At 55.5% G+C, this 23,854-nt stretch carries 20 protein-coding genes; 10 read left to right on the top strand and 10 right to left on the bottom strand.

Translation table 11 applies throughout. The annotated features are described in order from the left end of the window. Positions 1-15 precede the first annotated feature (15 nt). The 4 genes from SH139x_RS28275 to SH139x_RS28260 all read right to left on the bottom strand — a co-directional run bounded on the left by SH139x_RS28275 (position 16) and on the right by SH139x_RS28260 (position 5,481). Positions 16-1,362, bottom strand: coding sequence for a Gfo/Idh/MocA family protein (locus tag SH139x_RS28275; protein WP_488353065.1), 1,347 nt, complete (start codon positions 1,360-1,362; stop codon positions 16-18). Positions 1,363-1,526: 164 nt separating this feature from the next. Beyond that, complete coding sequence (locus SH139x_RS28270; RefSeq protein ID WP_488353064.1) at positions 1,527-2,537, bottom strand: 2-oxoacid:ferredoxin oxidoreductase subunit beta; 1,011 nt, start codon at positions 2,535-2,537, stop codon at positions 1,527-1,529. Between the two features lie 140 nt (positions 2,538-2,677). Continuing rightward, on the bottom strand, positions 2,678-4,624 hold the full coding sequence (locus SH139x_RS28265; RefSeq protein WP_488353063.1) for a 2-oxoacid:acceptor oxidoreductase subunit alpha: 1,947 nt from the start codon (positions 4,622-4,624) through the stop codon (positions 2,678-2,680). A 200-nt stretch (positions 4,625-4,824) separates the two neighbouring features. Then, positions 4,825-5,481, bottom strand: a complete 657-nt coding sequence (locus SH139x_RS28260; protein ID WP_488353062.1) for a DOMON domain-containing protein — start codon at positions 5,479-5,481, stop codon at positions 4,825-4,827. A 121-nt stretch (positions 5,482-5,602) separates the two neighbouring features. Between SH139x_RS28260 and SH139x_RS28255 the strand changes: the two genes are divergently transcribed. Genes SH139x_RS28255 through SH139x_RS28245 form a run of 3 tightly spaced genes read left to right on the top strand, consistent with a single transcriptional unit; the run spans position 5,603 to position 8,870 of the window. Beyond that, entirely contained in the window at positions 5,603-6,580 is a 978-nt protein-coding gene (locus SH139x_RS28255; protein ID WP_488353061.1) for a 3-keto-disaccharide hydrolase, read from the top strand. Positions 6,581-6,600: 20 nt separating this feature from the next. Then, a complete protein-coding gene (locus SH139x_RS28250) occupies positions 6,601-7,578 on the top strand; it encodes a sugar phosphate isomerase/epimerase family protein (RefSeq protein WP_488353060.1) in 978 nt (325 codons plus the stop codon). Next, entirely contained in the window at positions 7,575-8,870 is a 1,296-nt protein-coding gene (locus tag SH139x_RS28245; protein WP_488353059.1) for a threonine/serine exporter family protein, read from the top strand. Before SH139x_RS28250 ends, SH139x_RS28245 begins: the two co-directional genes overlap by 4 nt. A gap of 187 nt (positions 8,871-9,057) precedes the next feature. Here SH139x_RS28245 and SH139x_RS28240 read toward each other — a convergent pair whose 3' ends face one another. From SH139x_RS28240 to SH139x_RS28230, 3 genes are all read right to left on the bottom strand, one after another. Beyond that, a complete protein-coding gene (locus tag SH139x_RS28240; RefSeq protein ID WP_488353058.1) occupies positions 9,058-10,479 on the bottom strand; it encodes a trypsin-like peptidase domain-containing protein in 1,422 nt (473 codons plus the stop codon). Positions 10,480-10,784: 305 nt separating this feature from the next. After that, complete coding sequence (locus SH139x_RS28235; protein WP_488353057.1) at positions 10,785-12,407, bottom strand: amidophosphoribosyltransferase; 1,623 nt, start codon at positions 12,405-12,407, stop codon at positions 10,785-10,787. A gap of 55 nt (positions 12,408-12,462) precedes the next feature. After that, complete coding sequence (locus SH139x_RS28230; protein WP_488353056.1) at positions 12,463-12,732, bottom strand: hypothetical protein; 270 nt, start codon at positions 12,730-12,732, stop codon at positions 12,463-12,465. On the opposite strand from SH139x_RS28230, the gene proB reads away from it, so the two are divergent. From proB to SH139x_RS28205, 5 genes are all read left to right on the top strand, one after another. After that, entirely contained in the window at positions 12,721-13,866 is a 1,146-nt protein-coding gene (proB, locus tag SH139x_RS28225; RefSeq protein WP_488353055.1) for a glutamate 5-kinase, read from the top strand. The two genes, SH139x_RS28230 and proB, sit on opposite strands and share 12 nt — an antisense overlap. Positions 13,867-14,146: 280 nt before the next feature. After that, on the top strand, positions 14,147-14,278 hold the full coding sequence (locus SH139x_RS28220) for a hypothetical protein (RefSeq protein ID WP_488353054.1): 132 nt from the start codon (positions 14,147-14,149) through the stop codon (positions 14,276-14,278). A 1,002-nt stretch (positions 14,279-15,280) separates the two neighbouring features. Further along, positions 15,281-16,051 (top strand): FKBP-type peptidyl-prolyl cis-trans isomerase, encoded by a 771-nt coding sequence (locus SH139x_RS28215; protein WP_488353053.1) that lies wholly within the window; start codon positions 15,281-15,283, stop codon positions 16,049-16,051. 477 nt (positions 16,052-16,528) lie between these two features. Beyond that, the gene (locus SH139x_RS28210) at positions 16,529-16,723 is read left to right on the top strand and encodes a hypothetical protein (RefSeq protein ID WP_488353052.1); all 195 of its coding nucleotides are present in this window, start codon (positions 16,529-16,531) and stop codon (positions 16,721-16,723) included. Between the two features lie 554 nt (positions 16,724-17,277). Then, positions 17,278-17,799 carry a transposase gene (locus SH139x_RS28205; RefSeq protein ID WP_488353051.1) on the top strand — a complete coding sequence of 174 codons (522 nt, stop codon included), beginning with the start codon at positions 17,278-17,280 and terminating at the stop codon, positions 17,797-17,799. A gap of 347 nt (positions 17,800-18,146) precedes the next feature. On the opposite strand, the gene SH139x_RS28200 is transcribed toward SH139x_RS28205, so the two are convergent. After that, complete coding sequence (locus SH139x_RS28200) at positions 18,147-18,965, bottom strand: SDR family NAD(P)-dependent oxidoreductase (protein ID WP_488353050.1); 819 nt, start codon at positions 18,963-18,965, stop codon at positions 18,147-18,149. 343 nt (positions 18,966-19,308) lie between these two features. On the opposite strand from SH139x_RS28200, the gene SH139x_RS28195 reads away from it, so the two are divergent. Further along, positions 19,309-19,515, top strand: coding sequence for a hypothetical protein (locus tag SH139x_RS28195; protein WP_488353049.1), 207 nt, complete (start codon positions 19,309-19,311; stop codon positions 19,513-19,515). A gap of 211 nt (positions 19,516-19,726) precedes the next feature. Then, on the top strand, positions 19,727-19,912 hold the full coding sequence (locus SH139x_RS28190; RefSeq protein WP_488353048.1) for a hypothetical protein: 186 nt from the start codon (positions 19,727-19,729) through the stop codon (positions 19,910-19,912). A 293-nt stretch (positions 19,913-20,205) separates the two neighbouring features. On the opposite strand, the gene SH139x_RS28185 is transcribed toward SH139x_RS28190, so the two are convergent. Together SH139x_RS28185 and SH139x_RS28180 are read right to left on the bottom strand one after the other, a co-directional pair. Then, entirely contained in the window at positions 20,206-22,926 is a 2,721-nt protein-coding gene (locus SH139x_RS28185) for a M56 family metallopeptidase (protein ID WP_488353047.1), read from the bottom strand. Further along, on the bottom strand, positions 22,927-23,316 hold the full coding sequence (locus tag SH139x_RS28180; protein WP_488353046.1) for a BlaI/MecI/CopY family transcriptional regulator: 390 nt from the start codon (positions 23,314-23,316) through the stop codon (positions 22,927-22,929). Positions 23,317-23,854 lie beyond the last annotated feature (538 nt).

Here is a 23,854-nt window from a genome sequence, read left to right as displayed (position 1 = left end):
CGCGTTGACTCCGCCTTAGACGCGAAGAATTTCGTAACCTTCGCGCGGCGTGCGAGCGAACATCGCAGCAGCCTGCTCGTCACCGAGGAATTCTTCCTTTTCGGGGTTCCACTTCAGTACGCGATTCAACCTGGCCGCGATTGCCGTTAAATGGCAGGTGTTCATCGCTTGCACGTGGCTGTAAACATCAGACACCGGCAGACCACCTTCACGAATGCAACGATAGAAATTGTTCTTGTGGCCTTCGTGAGGCTTGCCCTTGTAGAGTGCGGTGAGTTGTTCATCACCATACACATCCTTATCCCAGTTCTCATCGATCGGTTGTCCGGTGATGCGACCGCGGTTGACGAAAATCCGCCCCTTGGTTCCTTCAAACATCACACCATTATCACCTCGGCTGGTGACGTTCATCTCAATACCATTTTCGTAACGGCATTTGACGGCAAAGTCATGCGAGGTGTTATAGCTATCGTCGACGGTCGGATAGCCATCTTTGAAAGGGACTGGGTGTTGGGCATCGGTACCGTCGATCTCGAGAGGTCCCATGCCAATTTTGTCAGCACCAATTGCCCACGTGGCGACGTCGACGTGATGAGCGCCCCAGTCGGTGAACTTGCCGCCCGAGTACTCATACCACCAGCGGAACTCATAGTGACAACGACGCTCGCGATAGGGAACTTCGGGGGCTTGGCCCAACCAGCTCTCCCAATCGAGTTCCGCCGGAGGATCGACGATCGGATAGGGGCCACCCTTGGGGCTGCCATTGATGCCCACGGTGATATTCTTAATGTCACCTAGCAGACCCTGTTGGACCATGTTGATGGCTCGCAAGAAGCGTCCCTTGTCACTTCGTTGCTGCGTGCCGATGAAAAAGATTTTATCTTTGTGCTTGTCGCAAGCGCGGCGAATTAATTGGCCCTCTTCGAGCGTCAGCGTGAGAGGTTTTTGGCAAAAGACGTGCTTGCCAGCTTCGAGCGCCTCGATGGCAATCTTGACGTGCCAATGATCGGGCGTGACGATGCTGACCACGTCGATATCATCGCGTTCCAGCACGCGTCGATAATCACCGTAAGCATCGGCTTTCCCCTTGCCGATCTTATCATCTTGCTTGGCAGCCTCGGCGCGTCGCGAGTCAACGTCACAGACGGCGACGACGTCTCCGAAATTGGCATGCCCGCGAGCATCGCCGGTGCCCATGCTGCCAACCCCAATGCAACCGATCAGCGGGCGGTCGTTCTTCGACTGGTTCGCAAACGCTTGGTTGCTGGTAGCAAAGTATGGGACCATCGCGGCGGCCGCGGCCGTCGTCGAAGTCGCCTTGATAAAGTCACGACGTGATGCGGGAGGAGTCGTTTTTTTCATCGCTGTCCTCTGGGGTTCCAGAATGGGAATCGGCGGGAATAAAAAAGGGGAATTGACCCGATTGGCCAATTCCCCATGGTAAATCAAATGACTGCTAATAGCGACTAGAGGAGAGATTTCCGACCGCAATCTTCGCTTTCGCATTAAAAATAGCGTTGGTCCCGTCAGGCAACTTGCCAGGTGTCGCCGCTGTTGAACAGTTTTTGCAGATCGCCGCGGCCCCGAGTTTCCTGGGCCACACGGACCTGGTCGTTGATCTGCTCGTCGTAAGTGGCCACCCCTTCCACGGCGCGAAGCACCCCGATCGGCTCGGGGAATTCGGGGTATCGCATGCGGCTGAGCATGTAATGCAGGGTCGAGTTGTGGCTCGTCTCGTCGTGGATCAGCAAATCGTCAGCCGGCACTTCGGACGTTTTCACAATTTCCAGCCGGCCACCAATCATCCGAATCCCCTTGTCACGATCTTTGCCGAAGATCAAGGGTTTGCCGTGCTCGAGCTCCACGGTGTGCTCGGGCCGCAGATCGCGAGATTGGGCGTAGTCCATCGCTTTGTCATTGAAGACGTTGCAGTTCTGATAGACTTCGACCAGCGAAGTTCCCTTGTGAGCGGCCGCTCGCTGCAGCGTCATGCCGAGGTGTTTGACGTGAGCATCGATCGAGCGGGCCACGAAAGTTGCTTCCGCAGCCAAAGCGACGCTCAACGGATTCAGGGGATGGTCGATCGAGCCCATGGGCGTGCTCTTGGTGACGTGCCCTTCATTGCTCGTGGGGCTGTATTGCCCTTTCGTTAAACCATAAATCCGGTTGTTAAACAGGATGATGTTGATATCTAGGTTGCGGCGCAAGCAGTGGATGAAATGATTCCCTCCGATGCTCAACGCATCGCCATCACCCGTGATCACCCAGACGCTGAGATCGGGACGCGTCGATTTTAGCCCCGTCGCAAAAGTGGGTGCGCGACCGTGAATGCTGTGCATCCCATAGGTGTTCATGTAATAGGGGAACCGGCTGCTGCAGCCGATGCCACTGATGAACACGGTTTTCTCACGCGGCACACCCAGATCGGGTAGCACTTTCTTCATTTGCGCGAGGATCGAATAATCACCACAACCAGGGCACCAGCGAATGTCCTGATCGCTGGCGAAATCAGTAGCTTTGAGGACTGGTAGATTCATAATCGACTCGAATTGCTTTTTTTGAATTTTGCTAAGTCGCCTTTCGCTCCGTCGAAAGTATCTGTCCTTCAAAACTCTCGGCGGAGCGAAAGGCGACTTGGTTATACTTTCGGCGAAGTGAACGACTTGGTATCTGATACTTATCCCGCTTTGCTCTGTACGACGCCTTTGCTGGCTTTGCCGTTTGCTTCACTGGCTTCGGCTGCGGGCTTCAGCGTGGCGGCCAAGTCAGTCAGTTGTTCGACTAGCTCGCTGACCGCAAACGGTTTGCCTTTGATCTTATTGATACCGATGCAATCGACCAGGTATTTGGAGCGGAGCAGCATTCGCAGTTGCCCTGTGTTCAGCTCGGGAACCACGACCATCTTATAGTTCGCGAGCAACTCGCCCAAGTTCGCCGGCAAGGGATTGAGATAGCGAATATGAGTGTGCGCGATCTGCATCCCGGCCTCTTGGCAACGTCGCGTGGCCGTGTGGCAGGCACCGTAGGTCCCGCCCCAGCTGACAACTAAGACATCGCCCGACTCGGGCCCCATCACTGTTTGAGCCGGCACGCGGGAAGCGATCAGATCGACTTTTCGCTCGCGAGTGTGCACCATGTGCTGGTGGTTGTCTGGGTCGTAACTGACGTTGCCGGTGCCATCCTCTTTCTCCAGCCCGCCCACGCGGTGCATGAGTCCGGGAGTGCCGGGAATCGCCCAGGGACGGGCAAGATTTTCGTCCCGCGCGTAAGGCATAAATGGCTCGTCGCTGTCGGTCGCCATTTCGGGGTGACTGATTTCAATCGGCGGCATTTGCGAAACGTCGGGAATCTTCCATGGCTCGCTACCGTTGGCGATGTAACCATCTGAGAGTATCACCACCGGCACCATGGCGCTGACGGCAATTTCCCATGCTTCCTGAGCAATATTGAAGCAATCACCCGGGCTTTGCGGGGCCAACACGGGAACGGGCGCTTCGCCGTTGCGGCCGAACATCACCTGTAACAAGTCAGCTTGTTCGGTTTTCGTCGGTAACCCCGTGCTAGGACCACCACGCTGCACGTCGATGACAATCATTGGCAACTCGAGCATTACCCCCAGGCCCATCGCTTCGGCTTTCAGCGCGATCCCGGGACCACTGCTGGCCGTTACCGCCATGCCGCCACCAAAAGCCGCGCCGATCGTAGCACCGACTGCTGAAATCTCGTCTTCGGCTTGGAACGTGCGGACGCCAAAATTCTTATACTTCGTCAACTCGTGCAGAATGTCGCTCGCCGGCGTGATCGGGTAAGTCCCGTAAAACAAATCCTTGCCACTGCGGTGAGCGGCTGCCAGCAGGCCCCAAGCGAGCGCCTGGTTGCCCATCATGTTCTTATAAGTTCCCGGCTCCAAACGTGCCGCGGCAACTTGGTAACTGCTGCCGAAAGCTTCGGTCGTTTCGCCAAAGGCCCATCCGGCTCGCAAAGCTTTGATGTTCGCCGCGACCACTTGCGGTTTCTTGCCGAACTTGGCCTCGATAAACCGCAGCGTCGGATCGAGCGAACGGCCGAACAACCAGTAAACCAAACCCATGGCAAAAAAGTTTTTGCAGCGATCGGCCTCTTTGACCCCCAAGCCCAGCTCGGCAACCGCATCACGAGTCAACTTCGTCATCGACACTTCGGTGACACGATAGTTGTCGCGGATCCGCAGATCGTTCAGCGGATTCCCATCGGTCTTCGCCAGCTTGTACTCTTTGTCGTTGAAACCGTCCTCGTTGACGATCAGCAAACCGCCGGGACGCAAATCGCCAATGTTGGTTACTAACGCAGCCGGGTTCATGACCACCAGGGCATCGAGCACATCGCCGGGGGTAAAAATTTCCTGCGAGGCAAATTGGACCTGAAACCCACTGACCCCAGCACGCGTTCCTCGCGGAGCACGAATCTCCGCCGGAAAGTCAGGAAAAGTGGCCACGTCGTTGCCCAACAGCGCGCTGGTGTTGGTCAATTGAGTGCCCAGCAGCTGCATGCCATCTCCGGAGTCACCGGCCAGGCGTACAGTAATGCCATCGACGTGTTCAATCGCTTTTTGCGACGAATCGGAGCCCGGATGTAAGGCGGACATTTGCGAGATCGTTCCCTGCGTCTAAGAAATGCAATCAGCCAGTGTGCCTGATGATTGTACGAGATCGGCACTTTAAGGCGGGTTAGGTCAATTTTATTGATCAGTCCGCTTTGGGATACCGCAAAAACTCGTTTTCCAGCCCAAATCGGTGAGAATAGGCAAACAAGCGAAGTTAGCGGGATCACCCCTCCGCTTTGGAACTACTCGACTAGCGTCGCTCTGACCCACATGGTGGGGTCGACACTTACCGGAAAGCTGTTGGGGGAGGTGCAAACTTGCCAGCCAAGTTCGCTGTCGGTCAGAAAGTAACAGAAACGGACTTGCTGGTACTCAGCAGGATCGTATCCCGTCAAGGCTTGAGCGGGGATCAAGCCGCTGAGCAGATAGCCGTCGGCCAGCGGAGCGGAGTAAATTTTGAAGCACTCGGCCGGGGCAAACGGCGGTGATTCACGCGCTTGGTGGACGCCGTAATGCCCAGCCATCGGCTGATCGCGTTTGGTACCGCCACCGAACGGTGAGAACACAAATTTGTGGCAATAGCGATTGCCGCGGTGGATCTCGCCGGAATCTCGCGTATCGATGTAGAGTTGCAGCCCGTCGCTCTCGGCAGCGCGGTCGGGATTGCACCAAGGAAGCTTTTTCTTGCCTTGAGTGCGAACCCAAAATCCTAACCCTTTGCTGCTCCAAGCAAGCCGCACGTCACCAAAATTAGGGCCCCCATCGAGGGCTGTAAAAGCTGGCAGACGGGTCTCTTCGGGCAACTTTAAGCCTGTCTTGCCCCAACGCAGCGAGTGCTTCCGCAAGTTCACGTGAAAGCGAAATAGAAAAGTCGGCTCGAGTAAACGACTGTCAGACATTGACCACGCTGATGGCAAGAATCATGGTAGAGTGCTAAAGCTTCACCGACAAAGCGAATGTCACGCTTTCCTGAGCCCCAGTCAAGTGCCCAGCACACTTCCCCAGCCTTCAATCCCAACAATGCCAATGCCCACTTTTCAATCCTCCACGCTACTGTCCGCTAAATCAATCACCGGCGACTCGGCAGCGACACTCGTCCCTGGTCGTTTGCCGGGCCAATGGTCCAGCGTCAACTTGCATGGGGCCCGCCAGCTGGTCTGCTGCTTGATCGTGGTCAGCTTTGCTAGCCTGCTGTGCAGCTGCCCCGCCGCGGCGACCGAACAGCCTCAAGCCCCTGAGCAGGCTGCCACCAAACAGGCCGCCGCCGAGCAGGGCGGCGAGGCGGAACAGTGGATTCAGTTATTCAACGGTCGCGACCTCGACGACTGGAACATCAAGATTCGCTACCACGAACTGGGTGAGAATTTCAATAACACCTTTCGCGTTGAAGATGGTCTGTTGAAGGTGGGCTACGAAGGTTATGAGAAATTCAATGAGACCTTTGGGCACATCTTTTACAAGACACCCTACACGCACTATCGATTGCGAGTGGAGTATCGGTTTGTCGGCGAGCAATGCTCGGGTGGGCCGGGTTGGGCTTTTCGCAACAGCGGCTTGATGCTGCACGGTGAGGATCCCAAAACGATGTCGGTCGATCAAGACTTCCCGGCATCGATTGAGGTCCAGTTGTTAGGCGGCAACGGCAAAGCGGCGCGGACCACGGCCAATCTGTGCACCCCCGGTACCAATGTCGTCATGGATGGTGAGTTGATTATGCGGCATTGCACCAGCTCCAAATCGAAAACTTACCATGGTGATGACTGGGTGGTATGCGAAGTCGAAGTTCGTGGCAATGAAATTATTCGGCACTTGATGGAAGGCCAGGAAGTGTTAGCTTATAATCAGCCCCAGTTGGATCCGCGAGATTCGCACGCAGCGGAGTTGATTCGTCTTGCCGGAGGCGAAAAACAATTGTCCGGGGGGACCATTTCTTTACAAAGTGAAAGTCATCCCGTGCACTTTCGTAAAGTCGAGTTATTAGATCTTTCTGGACACTAACAACCTTCGAGAGCTCCCCGATGCCGATTACTCGTCGACAGATGCTGGCTTCCGCAGCCGTTGGTTCCGCCGTCAGCATCGGCTGCGGCCAGTCGGTTGCCGTGGCGAATCAGCAATCGCCAGCCCTTCAGCCGCTGAGTCAGCGGGTAAAGTACTGCCTGAACACCAGCACGGTGCGGGGGCAAAAATTGGGGATTGTCGAGCAAGTGGAGTTGTGCTCACGGGCCGGGTATCAGGCGATTGAGCCGTGGATTGGCGATTTGCGTCGTTACATTGAGGAAGGGGGCCAGTTAGCCGAACTGGGCAAACGGATTGTCGATGCCGGGTTGAGCGTTGAGAGTGCGATTGGCTTTGCTCGTTGGATCGTTGATGATTCACAAGCGAGGCAGGATGGTTTGGCGGAAGCGCGCCGCGATATGGAGATGCTGGCGGCGATCGGTGGCAAACGCATCGCCGCGCCGCCGATCGGCGCCCACACCGAGGCTGGGCCCGATCTACCAGTCATTGCCGAGCGTTATCGAGCGCTGTTGGAATTGGGGGATCAGACGGGCGTGGTGCCACAATTGGAGTTGTGGGGATTTTCGCGGACGCTCAGCCGGTTGGGAGAATTAGCCTACGTGGCGGCCGAGGCGGGACATCCGTCTGCTTGCGTGTTGCCCGACGTTTATCACATTTACAAAGGTGGCTCATCGTTTGCCGGTCTTTCGATGTTGGCGGCCAATAAGATTCATGTCTTTCATATGAATGATTATCCGTCGCAACCGGCCCGCGCAGAAATCAAAGATAGTGATCGCGTTTACCCGGGTGATGGTGTTGCTCCTTTGGATGCGATCCTTGGCGACCTTGATCGCAACGGGTTTGCGGGAGTGCTATCGCTGGAGCTGTTTAACGAAACATATTGGGCCCAACCGGCGGACTTGGTGGCCACCACGGGAATTGAGAAAATGCGCGCCGCCGTTGCCCGAGCTGACTCGAAAGCGATTACCGCCGCACCGTGAGCCCTCGTCAACCCAGCCCTCGTCAACCCAGCCCTCGTGAATCCAGCCGTCGTGAATCCAGTTCGTATGCTGAGGATCAACCTCTCGATAGAACTCAATTGTTTTTGGTCCGCACCGCAGAGTTGCTGCACCAATACGGTACGCCCTCCTATCGTCTGGAACGGTTAGTCGACATTCTCGCGGTTCGTTTGGGCGTCGGCGCGACGGTACTTTACACACCCACCTCGTTGGTCTTTTCGCTGCGATCGGGGAATCGCGAGCGGACGATTCTGCGGCGGGTCAATTCGGGTGATGTGGATGTCAGCAAGCTGTTGGCATTTGATGCGATTTTGGATCAGCTATCGGCTGGCGAGTTGGCGATCGATACGGCCCTGGAGCAGTTGGAGGCGGCAGCGGCGGCAAAATCGGTCTACTCACCAGCGATCACGACCGTCGCGGCGGGAGTTGCTTGCGGGTCCGTGGCGGTAATTTTCGGTGGCGGCGCTCCGGAAGTCGTCGTGGCCGCTTTGCTGGGTTTTGTGATTGCCGGCATGACGATGCTGAGCGGTCCGTTGGGGGGCGAATCGGGATTGCTCGAACCGGTTGCCGGCTTTTCGGTCGCCGTCTTGGCGTTGATCATGGCGCAACAGTTCGTGGCGCTCGACGATCGGTTGGTCACGCTGGCCGCTTTGATTTTACCGGTGCCCGGATTAGCGCTTACGATCGCACTTACCGAATTGGCACTCGGGCACCTCTCCTCGGGCAGTGCGCGGTTGGCTGGGGCTTCGGTGCGCTTGATCACTTTGGTAATGGGCGTTGCGTTGGCCTGGAACGTGATACCCAAAGGCATGCACGCGCCGGGGGAACCGCCCTACTTTGTGCACGCCCCCGGGCCTGGTTGGTGGCTGTGGATTGCCTTAGCCCTGGCCCCGGCCGCTTTTGGGGTCTTGTTCCGCGTGCCGCTGGGGCAATGGGCCTATGTGTTCCTGGTCAGCATCGGCGGGTTTTTGACCAGTCAGTACTTGAGCACCAATTTTGCGCCGGCGGTTGGTTCGTTCTGCGGCGCGTTGTTCGTCGGCTGCGGCAGTAACTTGTATGCACGGCTGAAGAACCGCCCGGCGATGGCGGTGCAAACACCAGGGCTGTTGATCTTGGTCCCCGGGTCGCTCGGCTATCGTTCCTTAACGGCGTTGCTCGAAGCGGAAACAATTCGCGGAGTCGAGTTGGCCTTTGCCATGGTGCTGGCCGCCGGGTCGCTGGTTGGCGGGTTGTTGGTCGCCAACCTGTTGCTGCCACCGAAACGCATTCTCTAGTGCCCGATGCCAGATCGCTGGTTACTCAATCGCACTGGTTATCCGCCGATTTTCGCCAGCACATTGCGAGGTGGTTTCGGCTGGGTCGGACGGTACCACTGCTAAGATGATACCGCCCCCGAAACGACCTGGCTGAGCTCCGATGCGCGAAAGGTCTTGCGACTGTTTGCTCTAGCGACTGTTTGCACTAGCGACTGTTTGTGGCGGGCCGATTTCCGGCTAATCGCAATTGACCTTCGAGCGTTTGATTGCGGCGAACGATATAGAATTTCGCCAGATCGAGACGTTTGATTTCAGGATTTCTCAGAATGGCATCGAGGTCGATCATCGACGTTGTTTGCCATTTGTGCAGGCCGAGCAACACATCGCCGGGGCGAATCTCGTGACTTTCCGCGGGGCTGCCAGGACGTACGCTGATGATCCGTAGCCCGCCGCGGTAAGGTCGTTCGTTGGGTAGTCGGCTGTTGAGTTGACGCATGGCGGCGGCGTTCAGCGGCTCGGCGCGAAGCCCAATCGCACTCCAGACCCGCGCCGCCATGCGAACAGGGTCCTCGGACATGATCGGCTCGACGGCCTGAACCTGCATCGCCGTTCGTTGCGAACCGCGGCGAACATCGATCCCGATTGTCTGGCCCGGTTGCAGTTCCAGCAGAGCCAATTGGTAATCGAGTGCACCACGAACTTCGCGATCACCAACTTTGGTAATTCGATCGCCAGGCTTGAAACCGCTGGAGATGGCGGGGCTGTTTTCTTCCAGCTTCGTGACCACGACTCCTTCGAACGCCGTAACGTCTTCTGCCGTGGCCAGCCCCAAAGAGACCCGGCTTTCGTTGTAGGTTCGGATGATATCGCGGGAAACTTCGATCGCTTGATCGATGGGGATGGCAAAAGCGATTGAGTTGGCACCCACTCGCACAGCCACGTTGATGCCGATGACTTCGCCCAATATGTTTAACAGCGGGCCACCTGAATTCCCCGGATTGATTCCAGCACTCGTCTGGATCAAATCGCGATAATCTTGTGTTTCGTTCACTGGCACGTTGCGGTGCAGCGCGCTGATGATGCCGTCGGTGACGGTGTTCTCATAGCCAAACGCGTTGCCGATGGCAATCACCCGTTCGCCCACCATTAGATCGCTGCTTGTTCCCAGGGGAACGACTGGCAACGACTCATTGAGAGAAATCTTCAGCACGGCGAGATCGAACCTCGCGTCGCTGGCGATCACCTCTGCCGACGTCGTGCGGTCGTCGGCCAAGGTAACGCGGATGTCGTTGACTTCTTCCACGACGTGAAAGTTTGTCAGCAAATAGCCGCGGGGGTCGATTACGATGCCGGTGCCCATACCGTTGACTTGGCGAACCGCGTTGTTGTCGGCGCCAGCAAAGGAGGCTGCGGTGTTCCGCACGGTCTTTTGTCCGTGGATGTTGACCACCGAAGCGGCTACCCGACGGTAGGCTTTCACGATCGGGGTTTCACGCTGCAGCGTCGCCCCGGGGGTCTCTCCGTTGGCGGCAGGTAATTGCCCACCAATGGCGAGGAAAGCGATAATCGCCCAGCAGCAGGTCAGGCGTAAACGCCCACCATCCCGCGAAGATTTCAGCCAATTCATACGATCCCGCGTCAGATCTGGGGGGCTACCCTGTCAGGGGTCCCTCAGCAGACGAGGAACGCCCGTGACGCCAAACAAAGACGATCACAGGCTTGTTCATCGGATCATAATGTGGCCAGCTTGATCACCGAGGCCGCTTGCCGGTACAGCTTACCAGGTCAGCCGCTACGCCGGCGGGTTGCTGAATCCATCATTTTGAGGGCATTCGCGGTAGGTGGCACGAAAGCGAACGTCGAAAAATTATCGGACGTGTTTTAGTGTGCTGATAGACGGGCCTGGAGACCCGTCCTACCTAGTAAGAGGGCCTAAGTCAGCTCATAAGCTCGTTTAGGGTCGATTTCGGGCGGCTCTCCCGTGTGGTCGGCGGCTTGCTTTTCCAACACCCGCTCAACTTGCAATTGATACAGTTGGTTGCCGCAGGGGGTGGGATAGCTACCCGTCACGCAGGCTTGGCACAAGGCCGAAGCGGGCTTGTTAATGGCTCGCGAGATCGCCTCGACGGGAAGATAACGCAAGCTATCAGCTCCCAGGTGGTTGGCCAACCGCTGCTGGTCCTCGTCGGTCAATCGGCCATTTTCGAAGAATTTAGGCGCGATCAACTGGTCGATGTCGCTCATGTCGATCCCGTAAAAGCAGGGAGCGATGATGGGCGGGCAGGCCACGCGGACGTGAATCTCGGCAGCTCCCCCCGAGTCCCGGATGCGATCGAGCAGGACGCCCATGGTGGTGCTGCGGACGATCGAATCTTCCACCAAAATCACGCGTTTGCCCTCCAAGACTTCGCGCAGCGGCGTGTACTTGGTCGACGCTTTCGCTTTTCGTGAGCCACTGCCTTCGATAAAGGTGCGGCCCGCGTAGCGGTTGCGGATCAGTCCCTCGCGGCTAGGGATCTTCAGCGCGTAGGCCATCGCATCGGCGGCCGCTTTGCTGGTGTCGGGAACAGGGACCACGATGGTGTTTTCGGGGTCGAGTGGTACACGGCCGTCAGCCAATTCGGCTTGCGCTAATTCTTCGCCGAGGCGGGTGCGGCTGAGGTAGACACTGCGGTCATCGAGCGTGCTGGCCACGTTGGCGAAGTACACCCACTCGAAAAAGCAATGTGCCGAGCGGGTTGATTTGGCAAACTCGGCAATCTGGATGCCCGACTCGGGATGCACGTGAATCAAGTGGCCGGGGGGCAAGGATTTGATCTGCTCGGGCTCAAAACCAAGATTTAGTAACGCCACACTTTCGCTAGCCGCGGCAAACAGCGGTCCATCGTGTACGTACGTCATCGGTTTGATCCCGAGGGGATCGCGAGCGACGATCATTTCCCCTTGAGCGGTTAGCAGGGCCAACGAATAGGCGCCGTCAAAGTCGGCCGTGGCTCGCGACAGCAATTCAATCCAGTTCGGCTGGTCACGCAATTCGCTGAGCAATCGTCCCAGTTCGTGGAGGATAATCTCGGTATCAGTGTTCCGAGCTAGGTGGTGGTCCCCCTCGGCTAGCAAACGTTCGCGCAAGAACGAGTAATTGGCTAATTGGCCGTTAAAACAAAAGGAAAACCACTTTCGCTTATTAATGTGTTCACGCTCGAAGGGCTGAGCGTAATTGCGGTCGTCTTTCCCGCAAGTCGCGTAACGGACATGGCCAATGGCGGCGTTTCCGGCCATTGACTTCATGATATTTTCCGTTTTGGCCCGATGATTTAGCCGAAAGACCTCCGTGACGGTGCCGACATCCTTAAACGTCTTGAGGATCTCATTGCGATCGTGACGATAGGTGGTCATCCCGGCAGCCAATTGGCCGCGGTTCTGAATGTCCAACAACATCCGCGGCAATAGCCGGGAGGCCTCATCCACGCCTTGCGGGGGCGTGTTGGGGTGCTCCGGAGATCGGGCAAGATGATAAACAGCAGCAACACCACATTCGTGGTTCAATTCACTCACAAAACCGATAAGGGGTTAAAGGCGCCTGCGAGAATGCCGACTCATCGGCTGATTACTAAAACAGTCTACACCCCGCAGCCTGCCGGTCGAGGGCTAAACTGAAGACAGAGCCCGATTGCTGGGCGGCGAGGCCTTTGACAACTGTTAGGTAGACCTTAGCTGCTGGAACTCGGCTTCCCCAGCGGCTGACCAAGACGCGGACCTTGCCACTGACCGAGACGCATTGCTCCAGGGCGGTGGGATCAAACCACTCAATCGAACCGTCTATTCCACAAAACTGACCCCACTTTTCAACCAAGCGGACCGAAATATTTTGACCGATCATCGTATTCAGGCAATCGACACGGCGAGTGCCGTCGTCGTCAAAGTGGGCTCACGCGTGTTGACCGACCCTCAAGGACGGCTCGATTACCAGCGGATTGAGCGGTTGGCTGGGGGCCTCTGCGCGTTGGCGGCCAGCGGTCGGCAGACGATCTTGGTCAGCAGTGGAGCGGTCGCTGCCGGAGTGGACAAGCTGAATTTACCGGCTCGACCCCTGCTCGTCTCTCGGCTGCAGGCGGTTGCGGCGGTCGGCCAGGCGCATTTAATCCAGGCTTATGAACAGGCGTTGGCACCTTCGGGACGGCACGCGGCTCAAGTGTTATTGACCAGCGGCGATCTGCGGCGGCGCAGCAGTTACTTGAATGTGCGAAATGCGCTGCGGCAGATCCACAATTTTGGTGCGATTGCGATCATCAATGAAAATGATTCAGTAGCTGTGGCCGAGTTGAAGACGACATTTGGTGACAATGATCGCTTGGCCGCCGCCGTGGCTGGGCTGCTGAATGACGCCCTGCTGGTCATCCTCTCCGACGTGGATGGTTTGTATGACGGCGACCCGACCGCTCCCACCAGTCGCGTGATTCCGACAGTTCCCCAAGTAGACCGCAGCGTGCTGGAGCTCGCAGTGGACAAGGCCAGCGGAGTCAGCAAGGGAGGGATGTTGAGTAAACTGAAAGCGGCTCGGCTAGCAACTTCTCACGGGCACTTCGCCATGATCGCACCGGGGCGTTATGACGATGTGCTGAACGATGTGCTTTCAGCCGCCCCCATCGGCACGCTGTTTTTACCCGCCGAGCGTCGTTTGCGAGGCCGTCGCCGCTGGATTGGCTCGTCGGCCAAAGTGGACGGGCAATTGATCGTCGACGCGGGGGCTGCGCAGGCCATCATGGAACAGGGAGCCAGCTTGCTGGCGGTGGGAATTCGAGCCGTGAAAGGAAAGTTTCGTCGCGGTGCCGTGGTCAGCATCCACACCATTGACGGCGCCGAGATCGCGCGTGGACTGGTCAATTATCCCAGCGAACAAGTCCGCTCGATCCGCGGCCTCGGCAGCGAAGCGATTCACGAAATTCTCGGTACCTGTCCCCATGACGCCGTCGTCCATCGCGACAACATGGTGCTTGATAATCAGTCGACTTAAAACAAAGCGGGCAGGCTCTTTGGTGGTCGGATTACTGACTGCCTCGAAGAGGCCTCTTACACCTTTGCTTGCTCAATCCTGTTGTTTGCTCGTATCGAACTTGCGAATCTTTCGCCACCCATATTTCGACTCTCTCCCATGTCGAAAACAGCAGGGCAATGAATTGACCACGCCATGCCTGAACACCGAAAATAAAGCCAGCAGACCCTGGCGAAGCCCTCCTTCAACGGTTGGTATCCGCCACTCGTGACAGAGCTGCCAAGGTGTTTGATTTTGAATTTTGCTGAAGGTCAACCTTGCCGACAACACCATCGCGCGAGAATTCACAGGCAGCGAAGACTGGGTCCCTGCCGCCGCCGTCTCACCAGATGGTAGCAACGTTGCGGCTGGCACCCATGACGGCAAACTGTGAATTTGGAAAGCCAGCGACGGAGCGGTTACCGCGACTTGGCAAGCCACACCCTAATGTTTCTTGTCTTCCGACAAAAAAACGCGGGATACTCCGTGGTAATCAAACTCAGCACGTTATGCGGGTTCGACGGATGCCCGCTTGGCGTGATCGCCAAACACGTCGGTGACAAGGCGATCAACCTTGGCGCAAGCAAGCACGTTATTAAGCGTTTCATTTTGGTTTTGAACGCAGCCAAGGGCAGCGCCTGCGGTACTTGGCGACAATCATGCATCGTGCCGGTGCGAATAATAAGCTGACCGCCCAGCTGTCAATCGCGGACAACCCATCACTTCCAAAATTGTTCTGCCTGTTAACTCACTGCTCTTTGCTGATTGCAAAGCCCAATCTCGGACAAATTCCATAGCATTGGCGGCGAGCCAATCTTAAGGCTAGCAAGAGCCCTCCCAAAGGAGCGACTCTCGTTTGCGAAGCGTCCCGCCCCGAAAGTAAATCAGTGAGCATCCCAATATGGCTACATTAAAACCCACCATAAAGACGGTGTCGTTCGAGCAAGCTGTCAGTCGCCAAGCTCCATGGCCTCAGCACCATCGGGACCCATCGGCGGCAATCCCGACACACTAAAGCGGGTGAAAACCAGAGCCCAGACAGGCCGCCCCTGCGGCTCTCCTATCGCCAAATCTACACATTTATATGCAGATACTGCTTTCGGGAATAACAGGGAATTCGCTGTTATCCCCGAAAGCCGCCAAGTGGGCATATATTGGAATTCCTGTTATCCCGGAAACGACCATTTCCGGGATAACAGCAAAACACGGTTATCGAAATTTGCCCGCTTTCGGGATAAAAAGGCAGAAACCGGGATACTTAATTGACCCCCGTCAGGGATAACTCCTAAAATGCCGTTATCCAAAAACCCCGTCCGGGTTAAAAACAAGTTCGTCGAGTAACTCATGGTTCAATTGTGAATCGTCGCTTCTCAACTAGGCCCTGCGGAGACGTCTCATGTTGGTAGATACAAGCGACATTCGGAACATCAGCTTCTGCATTTTCCTGGCACTTTGCTGTGCTTGCACGCAGGTGACATGGGGACAAGAAGACAATACTCGATCACAAGGTCTTAATATTTCGGATCACAAGATAATATTTGATCCCGCAACGGCAGAATTGGGTGCCACTGGGCATTTTTTGGGGTTGAAAGAAGTTCGAATCTCCGTAGTGAGCCGAGCGGACGACAAATGTATCTTCAAATACTACACGAGTGGCTGCGGCGGCGTGGAGCAAATCAAACTAATTGAAGTGCCGGTTGACGCCGGTGAAATAGTCTTCGAAAAAGACGGTTACGGCGCGATTTCCGACGCACTTCCCCAGTCGACGCGCGTGGTATACTCCCGGGACGGCTACATTGTCCGCGCCCGCGTACCGGGTACCGACGAGTTCGTCGAGTTTACGAAGAACGGCCGGCCGGCTAGTGAGATGTTTCCGCAAGTCGGGGACAAGATAAAATTTCGCTATATCGTGTTCGACTCACCTGACTTCGAATCGCATTTGCCATCAGCAGACTTTACGCATCCAATGGAATTCGACATGGGTTCAGATAAGACATGGCCGTGGTTGACGATCGCAATGGAGGACATCTCGGTCGGCGACGAGCGTCGAGTCCAAGTACCGGTGAAGGTGGCCGCAGGAGCGAGGAAGTGGCTAACGAAACCAGGCAATTCACAGACAATTTATGCGACGATCAGGCTCGTATCCCTCGAGCGTGCAACGCATTAGAAACCGGCGTATAACTCACCACACTCGAAGACGGTCGCGGAAACACATGGCGACTTGTCGGCCCTATCTTGATCCGACGAACAATCGCAATGCAACGGAGCCGGCGGTCGGGTCGGTTTTGAAATTAACGCGTATCGCGCCGGCCCGCTGATGCGTAGCGTTCTGCCTTAAGCCGGGCAGTCCGCAACAGGTCATTCCTGAGAACTACAATGATCACAATTGCTAATCGCTGCGTCGTAATATGCTCCTCACTTTCCGTGTTAGCAGTCGCTTTGTTTTCGGGCTGTAATTCAAAACAGGATGCCCTGGATGAAGCAACTAAATTCTTTGGAATGACGTACTTCAACTATCAACAAATTTGGAAACGGCCTCCGGCAAATTGGGAAGAGATTCTTACATTGGCTGATCACGATGGGCTGGAAGCCGATCTCGTATTGCTAAACCGCGTGCGAGAAAGCGACTACGTGATAATTTGGAATGTCGACTGCCAAGCCCCAGACGCACAAGACCGCATTTTGGCATACGAGCGTTCATCGCGAACGAGCGGTGGAAGAGTTTTGTTCGCTGATGGTTCACTTCGGTCATTGGCTGCAAGTGATTTTAGCAATTACCTTGCAGAATGAGGAGAGGCGGACGAACCAAGCGATGCACGTGCGGGCTGGCAAGGTCTGATTGACAAGCGGGGGTAGAGCCCGCCTGGGTAAGTGTTAGCCACACGCCCAGTATCGAGTTTTGCAGCCGAAGTATAAGGGACCTAAGCTCGACTTTTTCCGTTTCCGCAGGCATTTGTATCGGGAAATCGATATAGGCAAAAACGGCTTCCTCGCACCAAAATCGTGAGTTACCACACTTACGTCCCTGGGCAAGGAAGCCGCCATGATTTGCGTGCCACATCAGTTTAAACCATTGCTAGCCCGGTTGTCATCAGCAACCGCAAGACTGCAGATCGGAAGGCTTCGCCAGGGTCAGCGGAAGGCTTCGCCAGGGTCAGGCTTGAATGGCACTTAATCGGCGTAAGTTGTAGCGTGGCAAGGGGTTAAGCAGGGTTGACAGCAAGACGCTTCACTTGCGATTAGTTTGGGTATCTCAACCCCCGAACTCTCATCGCAAGGAAGCGTCTCGTGTCTTGTCCTAACTTCAACTCGCTACGCGCTCGCGTCGAGCAGGCCCGTTGTTCCGGTGATCTCTTTTTTGCATCGCTCATTTCCAGCAAGACTATCTAGTCAGTGTTCGGTGATGCAAGTGCCGTTTTGGATTCGGCGCGAATTTACAACACGATGGTCACGTTGTGGGTGTTTCTCTCCCAAGTAATGAGCATTGACCACGGCTGCGTTTCCGCCGTTGCTCGTTTGATTGTATACCGTGTTGCCAGTGGGCTACCAGCATGTTCAGCAAAAACAGGAGCCTACTGCATCGCGCGAGACAAACTCGACGAGGATTCGATGCAGCGACTCGTCACCCAAAGTGGTCGCGAAATCGAGGCTTCAACGCCAGGAGCTTGGCGTTGGAACGGTCATCGAGTGGTAACTGCTGACGGAACCACTGTCACCATGGAAGACACTCAAGCGAACCAGGCGGAGTATCCTCAGCAACAGGGACAGGCGGAAGGATGCGGGCAGCCGATCGCCAGGATGGTGGTCATGTTTGCATTGGCCTCTGGGGTGGTCCTTGAAATGGCTATGGGAAAATATCGTGGCAAGCAAACCGCAGAAGGCTTCGCCAGGGTCAGGCTTTGTGTTCGGTTTTGAGGAGAGGGCGGATTAGTTGTCTGGTGTGTCTACTTGCTGCTAGGGCGCGAGGATTGGTCGTATTGTTCCAGCTTACTGCCTGACGCCAAATCACATTTAAAGGCCGAAAGCCGCCAATGAAAATAATTCCAAAAGAGTCGCCATGCAAAACAAGTCGAAATCCTGCGTCTGACGCCAGCAAAGCTCTCCGCCAGGTTGGTCAGCGTCCGATGGACTCGGGCCAGAATTCTATGCCGGCTTGTCCCGGCGGGATCACAACTGGCAGCTACATGCTAGCTCCCGCATCGTTTTCCGCGCCCTGCAACCTTTTCCTGTGCGCGACAGGGCGCGGTGGCGTGGAATAACGCCTACGGCTCCCGTTCTTGGTTCGATGGCATGGGATACGGTTCGGCGAAGGCACCGAAGGCGCCGAGTCCGCCGTCGACTTCCAAATCGGTTGCCGTCACGAAGGACGCATCGCTGCTGCTGAGCCACAGAACCGCTTGGGCCACTTCTTCTGGTTTGCCGATGCGGCCGACCGGATGGCGGTTGGCCAATGCCGCACCGCCACCTTGAGCCTGGAGAGTGGCGCGAACCATCGGCGTATCAATCGCACCGGGCGAGATGGAAACGACGCGAATCCCGTCGCGAGCATATTCGATGCCCCACTGTCTCGCCTGCATTACGTTGGCCGACTTGATCGGACCGTACACGCCCACTTCTCGGGCCGTGCGATGAGCTTGCCCGCTGGACATGTTGATGATCACACCACTGCCCTGTTCTCGCATTACGCGCAGTGCGTATTTGGCCATGAAGGTATAGCCAGAGAAATTGATCGCGACCATGCGATCCCAGATCTCGGTGGCCAACTGGTCGATTGGCCGATACGATTCCGAAGGCTGAATTGCCGCATTGTTAACCAAGACATCGACCGCCCCGAACGCTTCGAACGTCTTGGCAACAGTGCGCTGGCAATCGGCCTCGACCGATGTATCGCAGCGATAGCACTGCACCTCTGGCGGCAGGATTTCACCCGAATCGTCGACATCGGCACAAACGACATGGGCACCTGAATCGACGTAAGCGCGACAGATCTCGCGGCCAATCCCTCCGGCGCCCCCGGTGACGATGACAACGCGTCCGCGATTGTCGTAGCGGACGCTTCCTTTCGGGCGAGATTTGATCATGGCAGAGAACTCATTAATGAATGGAAACACCCACGTTTTAGAGTAGTATCGCAGTGCTGAGAACAGGGCCACAAGCTGTTGCGGTCACTATCAGAAGGTCTCTCCAAAATTCGCAACAAGTTGACCGCGCCCCTTTCACCGGAGCTAAAAATCAATGCCGTAACAATTCAACCAAAACTGAACAGGGATAGGTCCCGCTCCTTCACTATGGTCTCCGATTTCAGTCTCTTGGTTTGAAGACGGAAAGCGAAGAAATGGAAATGCTGCTCGAGATACTTGGGTGATAACCAACAGATATGGCTTGGCGGTTGGATTCGTACCGCGTGGACCAATAAAGGCGTCTGTGTACAGTTCGAACTGGCGGTCGGAGGCGGAAATTACTGTCAACCCAGGGAAAGAAAATCTCGCTGAGCTCCATCAAGAAAATATTGTCAGCAGCGAAGTGGCTGGTCATCTTATTGGTCCCCAGGATGGTGCTGTCGACTTTGGAACGGTGACCATCAAAGTTCAAGCTGTTGATGGACAAATTGGCGATGAGTTTACTCCGTAAGCAGACGAAGCGGGTAGTTTTGAGGTAGCGACCAAAGCGACTGCCGTGGGCTGTTTTGCCATAAATGCGGACGGAAAATACGCTGGCTCGGCGTTAATAACTGACTTTTCTCAACCTTTTGATTTGAGCCTGCTGCCCACTGGATATGTGACTGGGCGGCTTATCGATGAAGATGGAAAGGGGGTTGCCAACCATCCGGTGACGGTCACAAGTGCCATTTTTTGCGTTCTACGATGCGGATGGACAAATGCTGGTTGATAGTTATGGACCGACAGGGAACATTGGCTTTATGCTTGGTTACGAAAGCAAGTTGCATTTTCGCAAAATGCTGGATGAGGTTTGCCAGGTGCTCGACGATGACGAAATTAACCATCTTATTGATAGCCTGGGGGATTGAAATCAAGCTATTCGGGAACACAAAAAATCATTACTCCGGACGGCACTGAAGACCAATCCCACGAAAGCTAGGCCAGTTCGTTTCTATCGCTTCAGAACGTGAGCAGCTTGCAAGAAAAGTTAATCATGTGAAAAATATCGTCATTTGACAAACCCATTATTACCAATTTAGATACGCTTTGTATTGCCTCTGGTAGAAATGTCCGGTGCGTTAAGTGCGTTTGGCATCAAGCAGTAAGCCAGGACGGGGTTGATTAGGGGGATCGCGGGGGCAGGCCCGTTGATTTCGAAGGGCTAACCACTGGTTGCTGGCAACTTCAATTCGACTCCTTGCTTAACTTCTCCCGGTTGCAAATCAAGGAGCATCGTTGAGCCGGGCGGGGCTTCAGCAGCGTTCAGGTAGAAGGGCTCCACCTGGATGTGGTGTACACCGGGTCGAATAAACTTTAACTCAAATGTGCCATCTTCGGCGACCCGAGTCGTCGGATCATAATAGCGGTTCTCTAGAAGATCCTCGGCGTGAGCACGGACTTCACGACCAGCAAGAGATTGCCCGTCTGTCGCGACCACCTTACCTCGAACGGTCGCTGGAGGAGTCAACTGGATGGTAATATTATCAATCAATTCTCCTGGTTGAGAATCGAAAGCTGATGTAACTCCGTTGGCCCATGTTCGCCATTGCCGGTACTCGCCGTCATGAGCGACCAAGTTATACTGAACGCCCTTCCCAGCCGGCATCACAGAAGTGAATTGACCGTTGGCATCGGTCTTGACACTGAAACGAGTGTCACCTGTCAATGAATTGCCGCTCCCTGTTTTTGCTGGAGCCACGGTGGCACCTTCCACAGGATCGCCATTGGGGGCAATCACTCGGCCTTTGAAGATCACTCCTGGTTCGACAAAGATCGTAATCGCTTCCATGTTCACGTTGAGATCGAAAGTCAGATCATCGAGATTCCGCTGAAACTGTCCGTCGACTATCGACTCACGTTCATAGGGATGTTTCGCCGCCGGGGACCACCAACGACCGATCGTTCGTGGCAAGTATCCAGCGAACGGGCCAAACTGCTGCGGGTCTCCTTCTCCAACATTGAATTTAAAATCACCGGGAGACAATCCGTTGATAACGAGTTCGCCGTTAGCATCCGAAGTCCCGATGGATCCCGGATGCATAAAGTGCCAGAGGACAAGCCCGGCAAAGGGTTCCTTCGTAACGCTGTCAAGAACTTTAGCGACAAAACGAACTCCCGGTTGCAGGTCAAGATTCAACTGCTTAGCTTCATTCTTCGCGACCTGCAGGTTGTCAACCCGCGCAACCTGCCCGTCACTGCTGCGAGCAAGGATGCGATAGGACTCAGGGTGAACATACAGACGGTAGTGCCCTTGAGCGTCGGTGGTTGTGGAATCGACGACAAAACCAATCATGACGCCGTCTGCTTGATGGGGGCCGTGCTCACCGCGAACTTCAACGTTGGGAACGGGTTTGCCAGCCGCGTCCTGGACCACACCTTCAATCAATGTGCGTTTGTTTAGCGTGACTTTGAAATCCTTTCTCCCCAGCTCCTGCTGGGCGTTGTAATGAGGACTGAAGCCCTCTTTACGGAAACAAACCTCCACTTTCTGATCCGGGCGCTCAAGCTGATCGAAGCGGAGACGGAAGCGGCCGTTGACATCGGTCACTGTTTCATGTCCTGGATACCACGACCACACATCGACCGACACGTCGGCGAGCGGGTTGCCCTCCTCATCAACAATTGTTCCCGCAAGTTCATTGGCAGCAGTGTTAATGAGGTCGATCGAATCTCGTGCAGTGGCAACCAGTCCAGCTTGCGGACCGAGCGTTGATACAGCACTTAGCGTTGGTATGGAGACAAAAATAGCAAGAATCGTAAACATGGTAACAGTCACTCCCAAAGAACGTGGAGACAGTGGATGACGAGAACGAGCTTGATTGAGGATCGCGCGAACACGTTGTTCCAGACCTGAGCGATGTGCCATCCCAACCGATACGGTGTTCGAGGCGAAACGAAAGTCACGAGCGATGTTGAGTAGTTGTTGCGCATAGTCGCTGGGGCGATGGCCGGACAGCAGCACTCTGTCGTCACAGGCCAGTTCGCGTTCGCAACGCAAGCGACGGTAACCGTACCAAACGAGAGGATGGAACCAGTAGAGACTCAGTGCGACTCGTGCAAGTATTTGCGTCAAGACGTCTTGGCGTTTGACATGAGCAAGTTCATGCAACAAGACGCTGCGGAGCTGCTGGTCGCTCCAGCTTCGCAACGTCACGGCGGGCAAGAGAATCACGGGGCGGCAAATCCCCCAGGTCATCGGGATGATCTTAATTTCGATTTGCCGCAGTCCCACACGCCGCTTGATACCCAACTGCAGGCACTGTTGCCGCAGCCAAGTTTGCAAGTCCAAATCTTCGACGGGAACTGCTCTGCGTCCATATTGGTAACAGCGGAGCACACCAGCAAATAGGCAGACCAGCATCAGCGTTGTTCCACCCAATCCGACCCAGGCTATTGCCTCGTAAGCGTTGCCTATGCCTTTTAACCTGGTGGTTGTAATCATCGTGCGATTGCTGTCGTTTGCAGCACTGCCTGAGTCCTTCCGTGAAGTTGCCGGGGAAGTGTCCCCAGCGTGGGTGATACTCGCAGAGACCCTCTGTCGTCGAGAATTGTCTTGCTCGCCGAAACGATCATCAAAAACTTTTCTGCCGCCCGAAGCTCCGAGGTCACCTGCTGTATTCTCGATTAAAGCTGCGTTAGCAGTGGCAACCATCTTGCTCCAAGCTGTCGGCAAGATCGCGACTTGATAACTCGGCAGCATCCAAGTCATCACGGGCAACAGCAACAATGCCAGCAAACTGGTCAACCAGAGCCAATGCCGCAATGCCGCCGAGCGATCACGGCAGAACCAATCGAAAGCGATCGTCAAGAGGATCACGCAGGCGGCTTTCAGCGAGATATCCAGCAGCGTGGCTGCTGGAAGATAGAGATCTTGAATGATCACTTAGCGTCCCTCCCGGCGAGCTTGTTTAATTAACGATTCAAGTTCGGCAAGATTTGCGTCGGTCAACTTTTCGGCGTCCAGCAGTGCAGCGACCGCATCACTTGCAGACCCATTGAAGAAAGTAGTGATTAAGTGTTTCAGTGCCCGTTTACTAGCCGATTCCTTGGACTGCGTTGGGCGATAGACATACTTGGTCCCTTCTTGGCGATGGCTTAGCAATCCTTTACTTTCCAGTAAGCGGATCATGGTCCGCACAGCGGAGTAGCTGGGAGGATCCACCAGTCGTTGCCGGACATCTCCCACGGACGCTTCCTCAAGGGCATAGATCACATCCATGAGCTGCCGTTCGCGTGCCCCGAGCGACACAGTTTGACTTGTTTTCTTACCCATTGGCCATCTCAGAAATGAGTCGATATTAGCGGGCTGGAAGCCCAAGCTCCGCATGTGGCAATAGATTGCCATGTGTTAATGTATTGCCACAAAATAATGAAATCAAGAGCTTGGAAGGCAAGAAATGAAGCGGCAAGCAGTTGTGGCTGTGAATTGGGATCCTAACCATTGGTTCGGGCCTGACACGGTCGGCCCAGCACGTCCGCCTCGTCCTGCCACTTATCGATACTCGAAGAACCGGCCCGTGCACTCGTCCTTAATGTTGCATCGGCGGCACAAGGCCTGGCACCTCAGTCTCACAGACCACGAGATATCCGAGAACCGTCCACGCAATTCCGCGACGAGTTCGGATTGGCTGAGAAACTTCATTATCTGTTGAAACCATTCACGGCAGTGCGAATGACCGACGCCGGTACACACCTGAGGAAGCTGCGGTGCGTGCCCCCCGAGATCAGTTTCTCGGCGCGATTCACAACGACATGATCAAGGACAGGTCCCGCTGATTTTGCTGGAGCGGGGCCGGCAGGGGGAATTCGAG

Source organism: Kothea flammea (genome assembly GCF_052161645.1).
Classification (GTDB): domain Bacteria; phylum Planctomycetota; class Planctomycetia; order Pirellulales; family Pirellulaceae; genus Laterigemmans.
Note: the sequence above shows the minus strand (reverse complement) of the source record. Positions and strands in the feature narration are given on the sequence as shown.

Bases quoted from the DNA above. Each gene is read 5' to 3' on its own strand.
- SH139x_RS28270 (WP_488353064.1), bottom strand. From the start codon at position 2,537: ATGAATCTACCAGTCCTCAAAGCTACTGATTTCGCCAGCGATCAGGAC.
- SH139x_RS28215 (WP_488353053.1), top strand. From the start codon at position 15,281: ATGTTGGTAGATACAAGCGACATTCGGAACATCAGCTTCTGCATTTTC.
- SH139x_RS28255 (WP_488353061.1), top strand. From the start codon at position 5,603: ATGCCAATGCCCACTTTTCAATCCTCCACGCTACTGTCCGCTAAATCA.
- SH139x_RS28265 (WP_488353063.1), bottom strand. From the start codon at position 4,624: ATGTCCGCCTTACATCCGGGCTCCGATTCGTCGCAAAAAGCGATTGAA.
- SH139x_RS28210 (WP_488353052.1), top strand. From the start codon at position 16,529: ATGTCGACTGCCAAGCCCCAGACGCACAAGACCGCATTTTGGCATACG.
- SH139x_RS28260 (WP_488353062.1), bottom strand. From the start codon at position 5,481: ATGTCTGACAGTCGTTTACTCGAGCCGACTTTTCTATTTCGCTTTCAC.
- SH139x_RS28275 (WP_488353065.1), bottom strand. From the start codon at position 1,362: ATGAAAAAAACGACTCCTCCCGCATCACGTCGTGACTTTATCAAGGCG.
- SH139x_RS28240 (WP_488353058.1), bottom strand. From the start codon at position 10,479: ATGAATTGGCTGAAATCTTCGCGGGATGGTGGGCGTTTACGCCTGACC.
- SH139x_RS28200 (WP_488353050.1), bottom strand. From the start codon at position 18,965: ATGATCAAATCTCGCCCGAAAGGAAGCGTCCGCTACGACAATCGCGGA.
- SH139x_RS28230 (WP_488353056.1), bottom strand. From the start codon at position 12,732: ATGATCGGTCAAAATATTTCGGTCCGCTTGGTTGAAAAGTGGGGTCAG.
- SH139x_RS28180 (WP_488353046.1), bottom strand. From the start codon at position 23,316: ATGGGTAAGAAAACAAGTCAAACTGTGTCGCTCGGGGCACGCGAACGG.
- SH139x_RS28250 (WP_488353060.1), top strand. From the start codon at position 6,601: ATGCCGATTACTCGTCGACAGATGCTGGCTTCCGCAGCCGTTGGTTCC.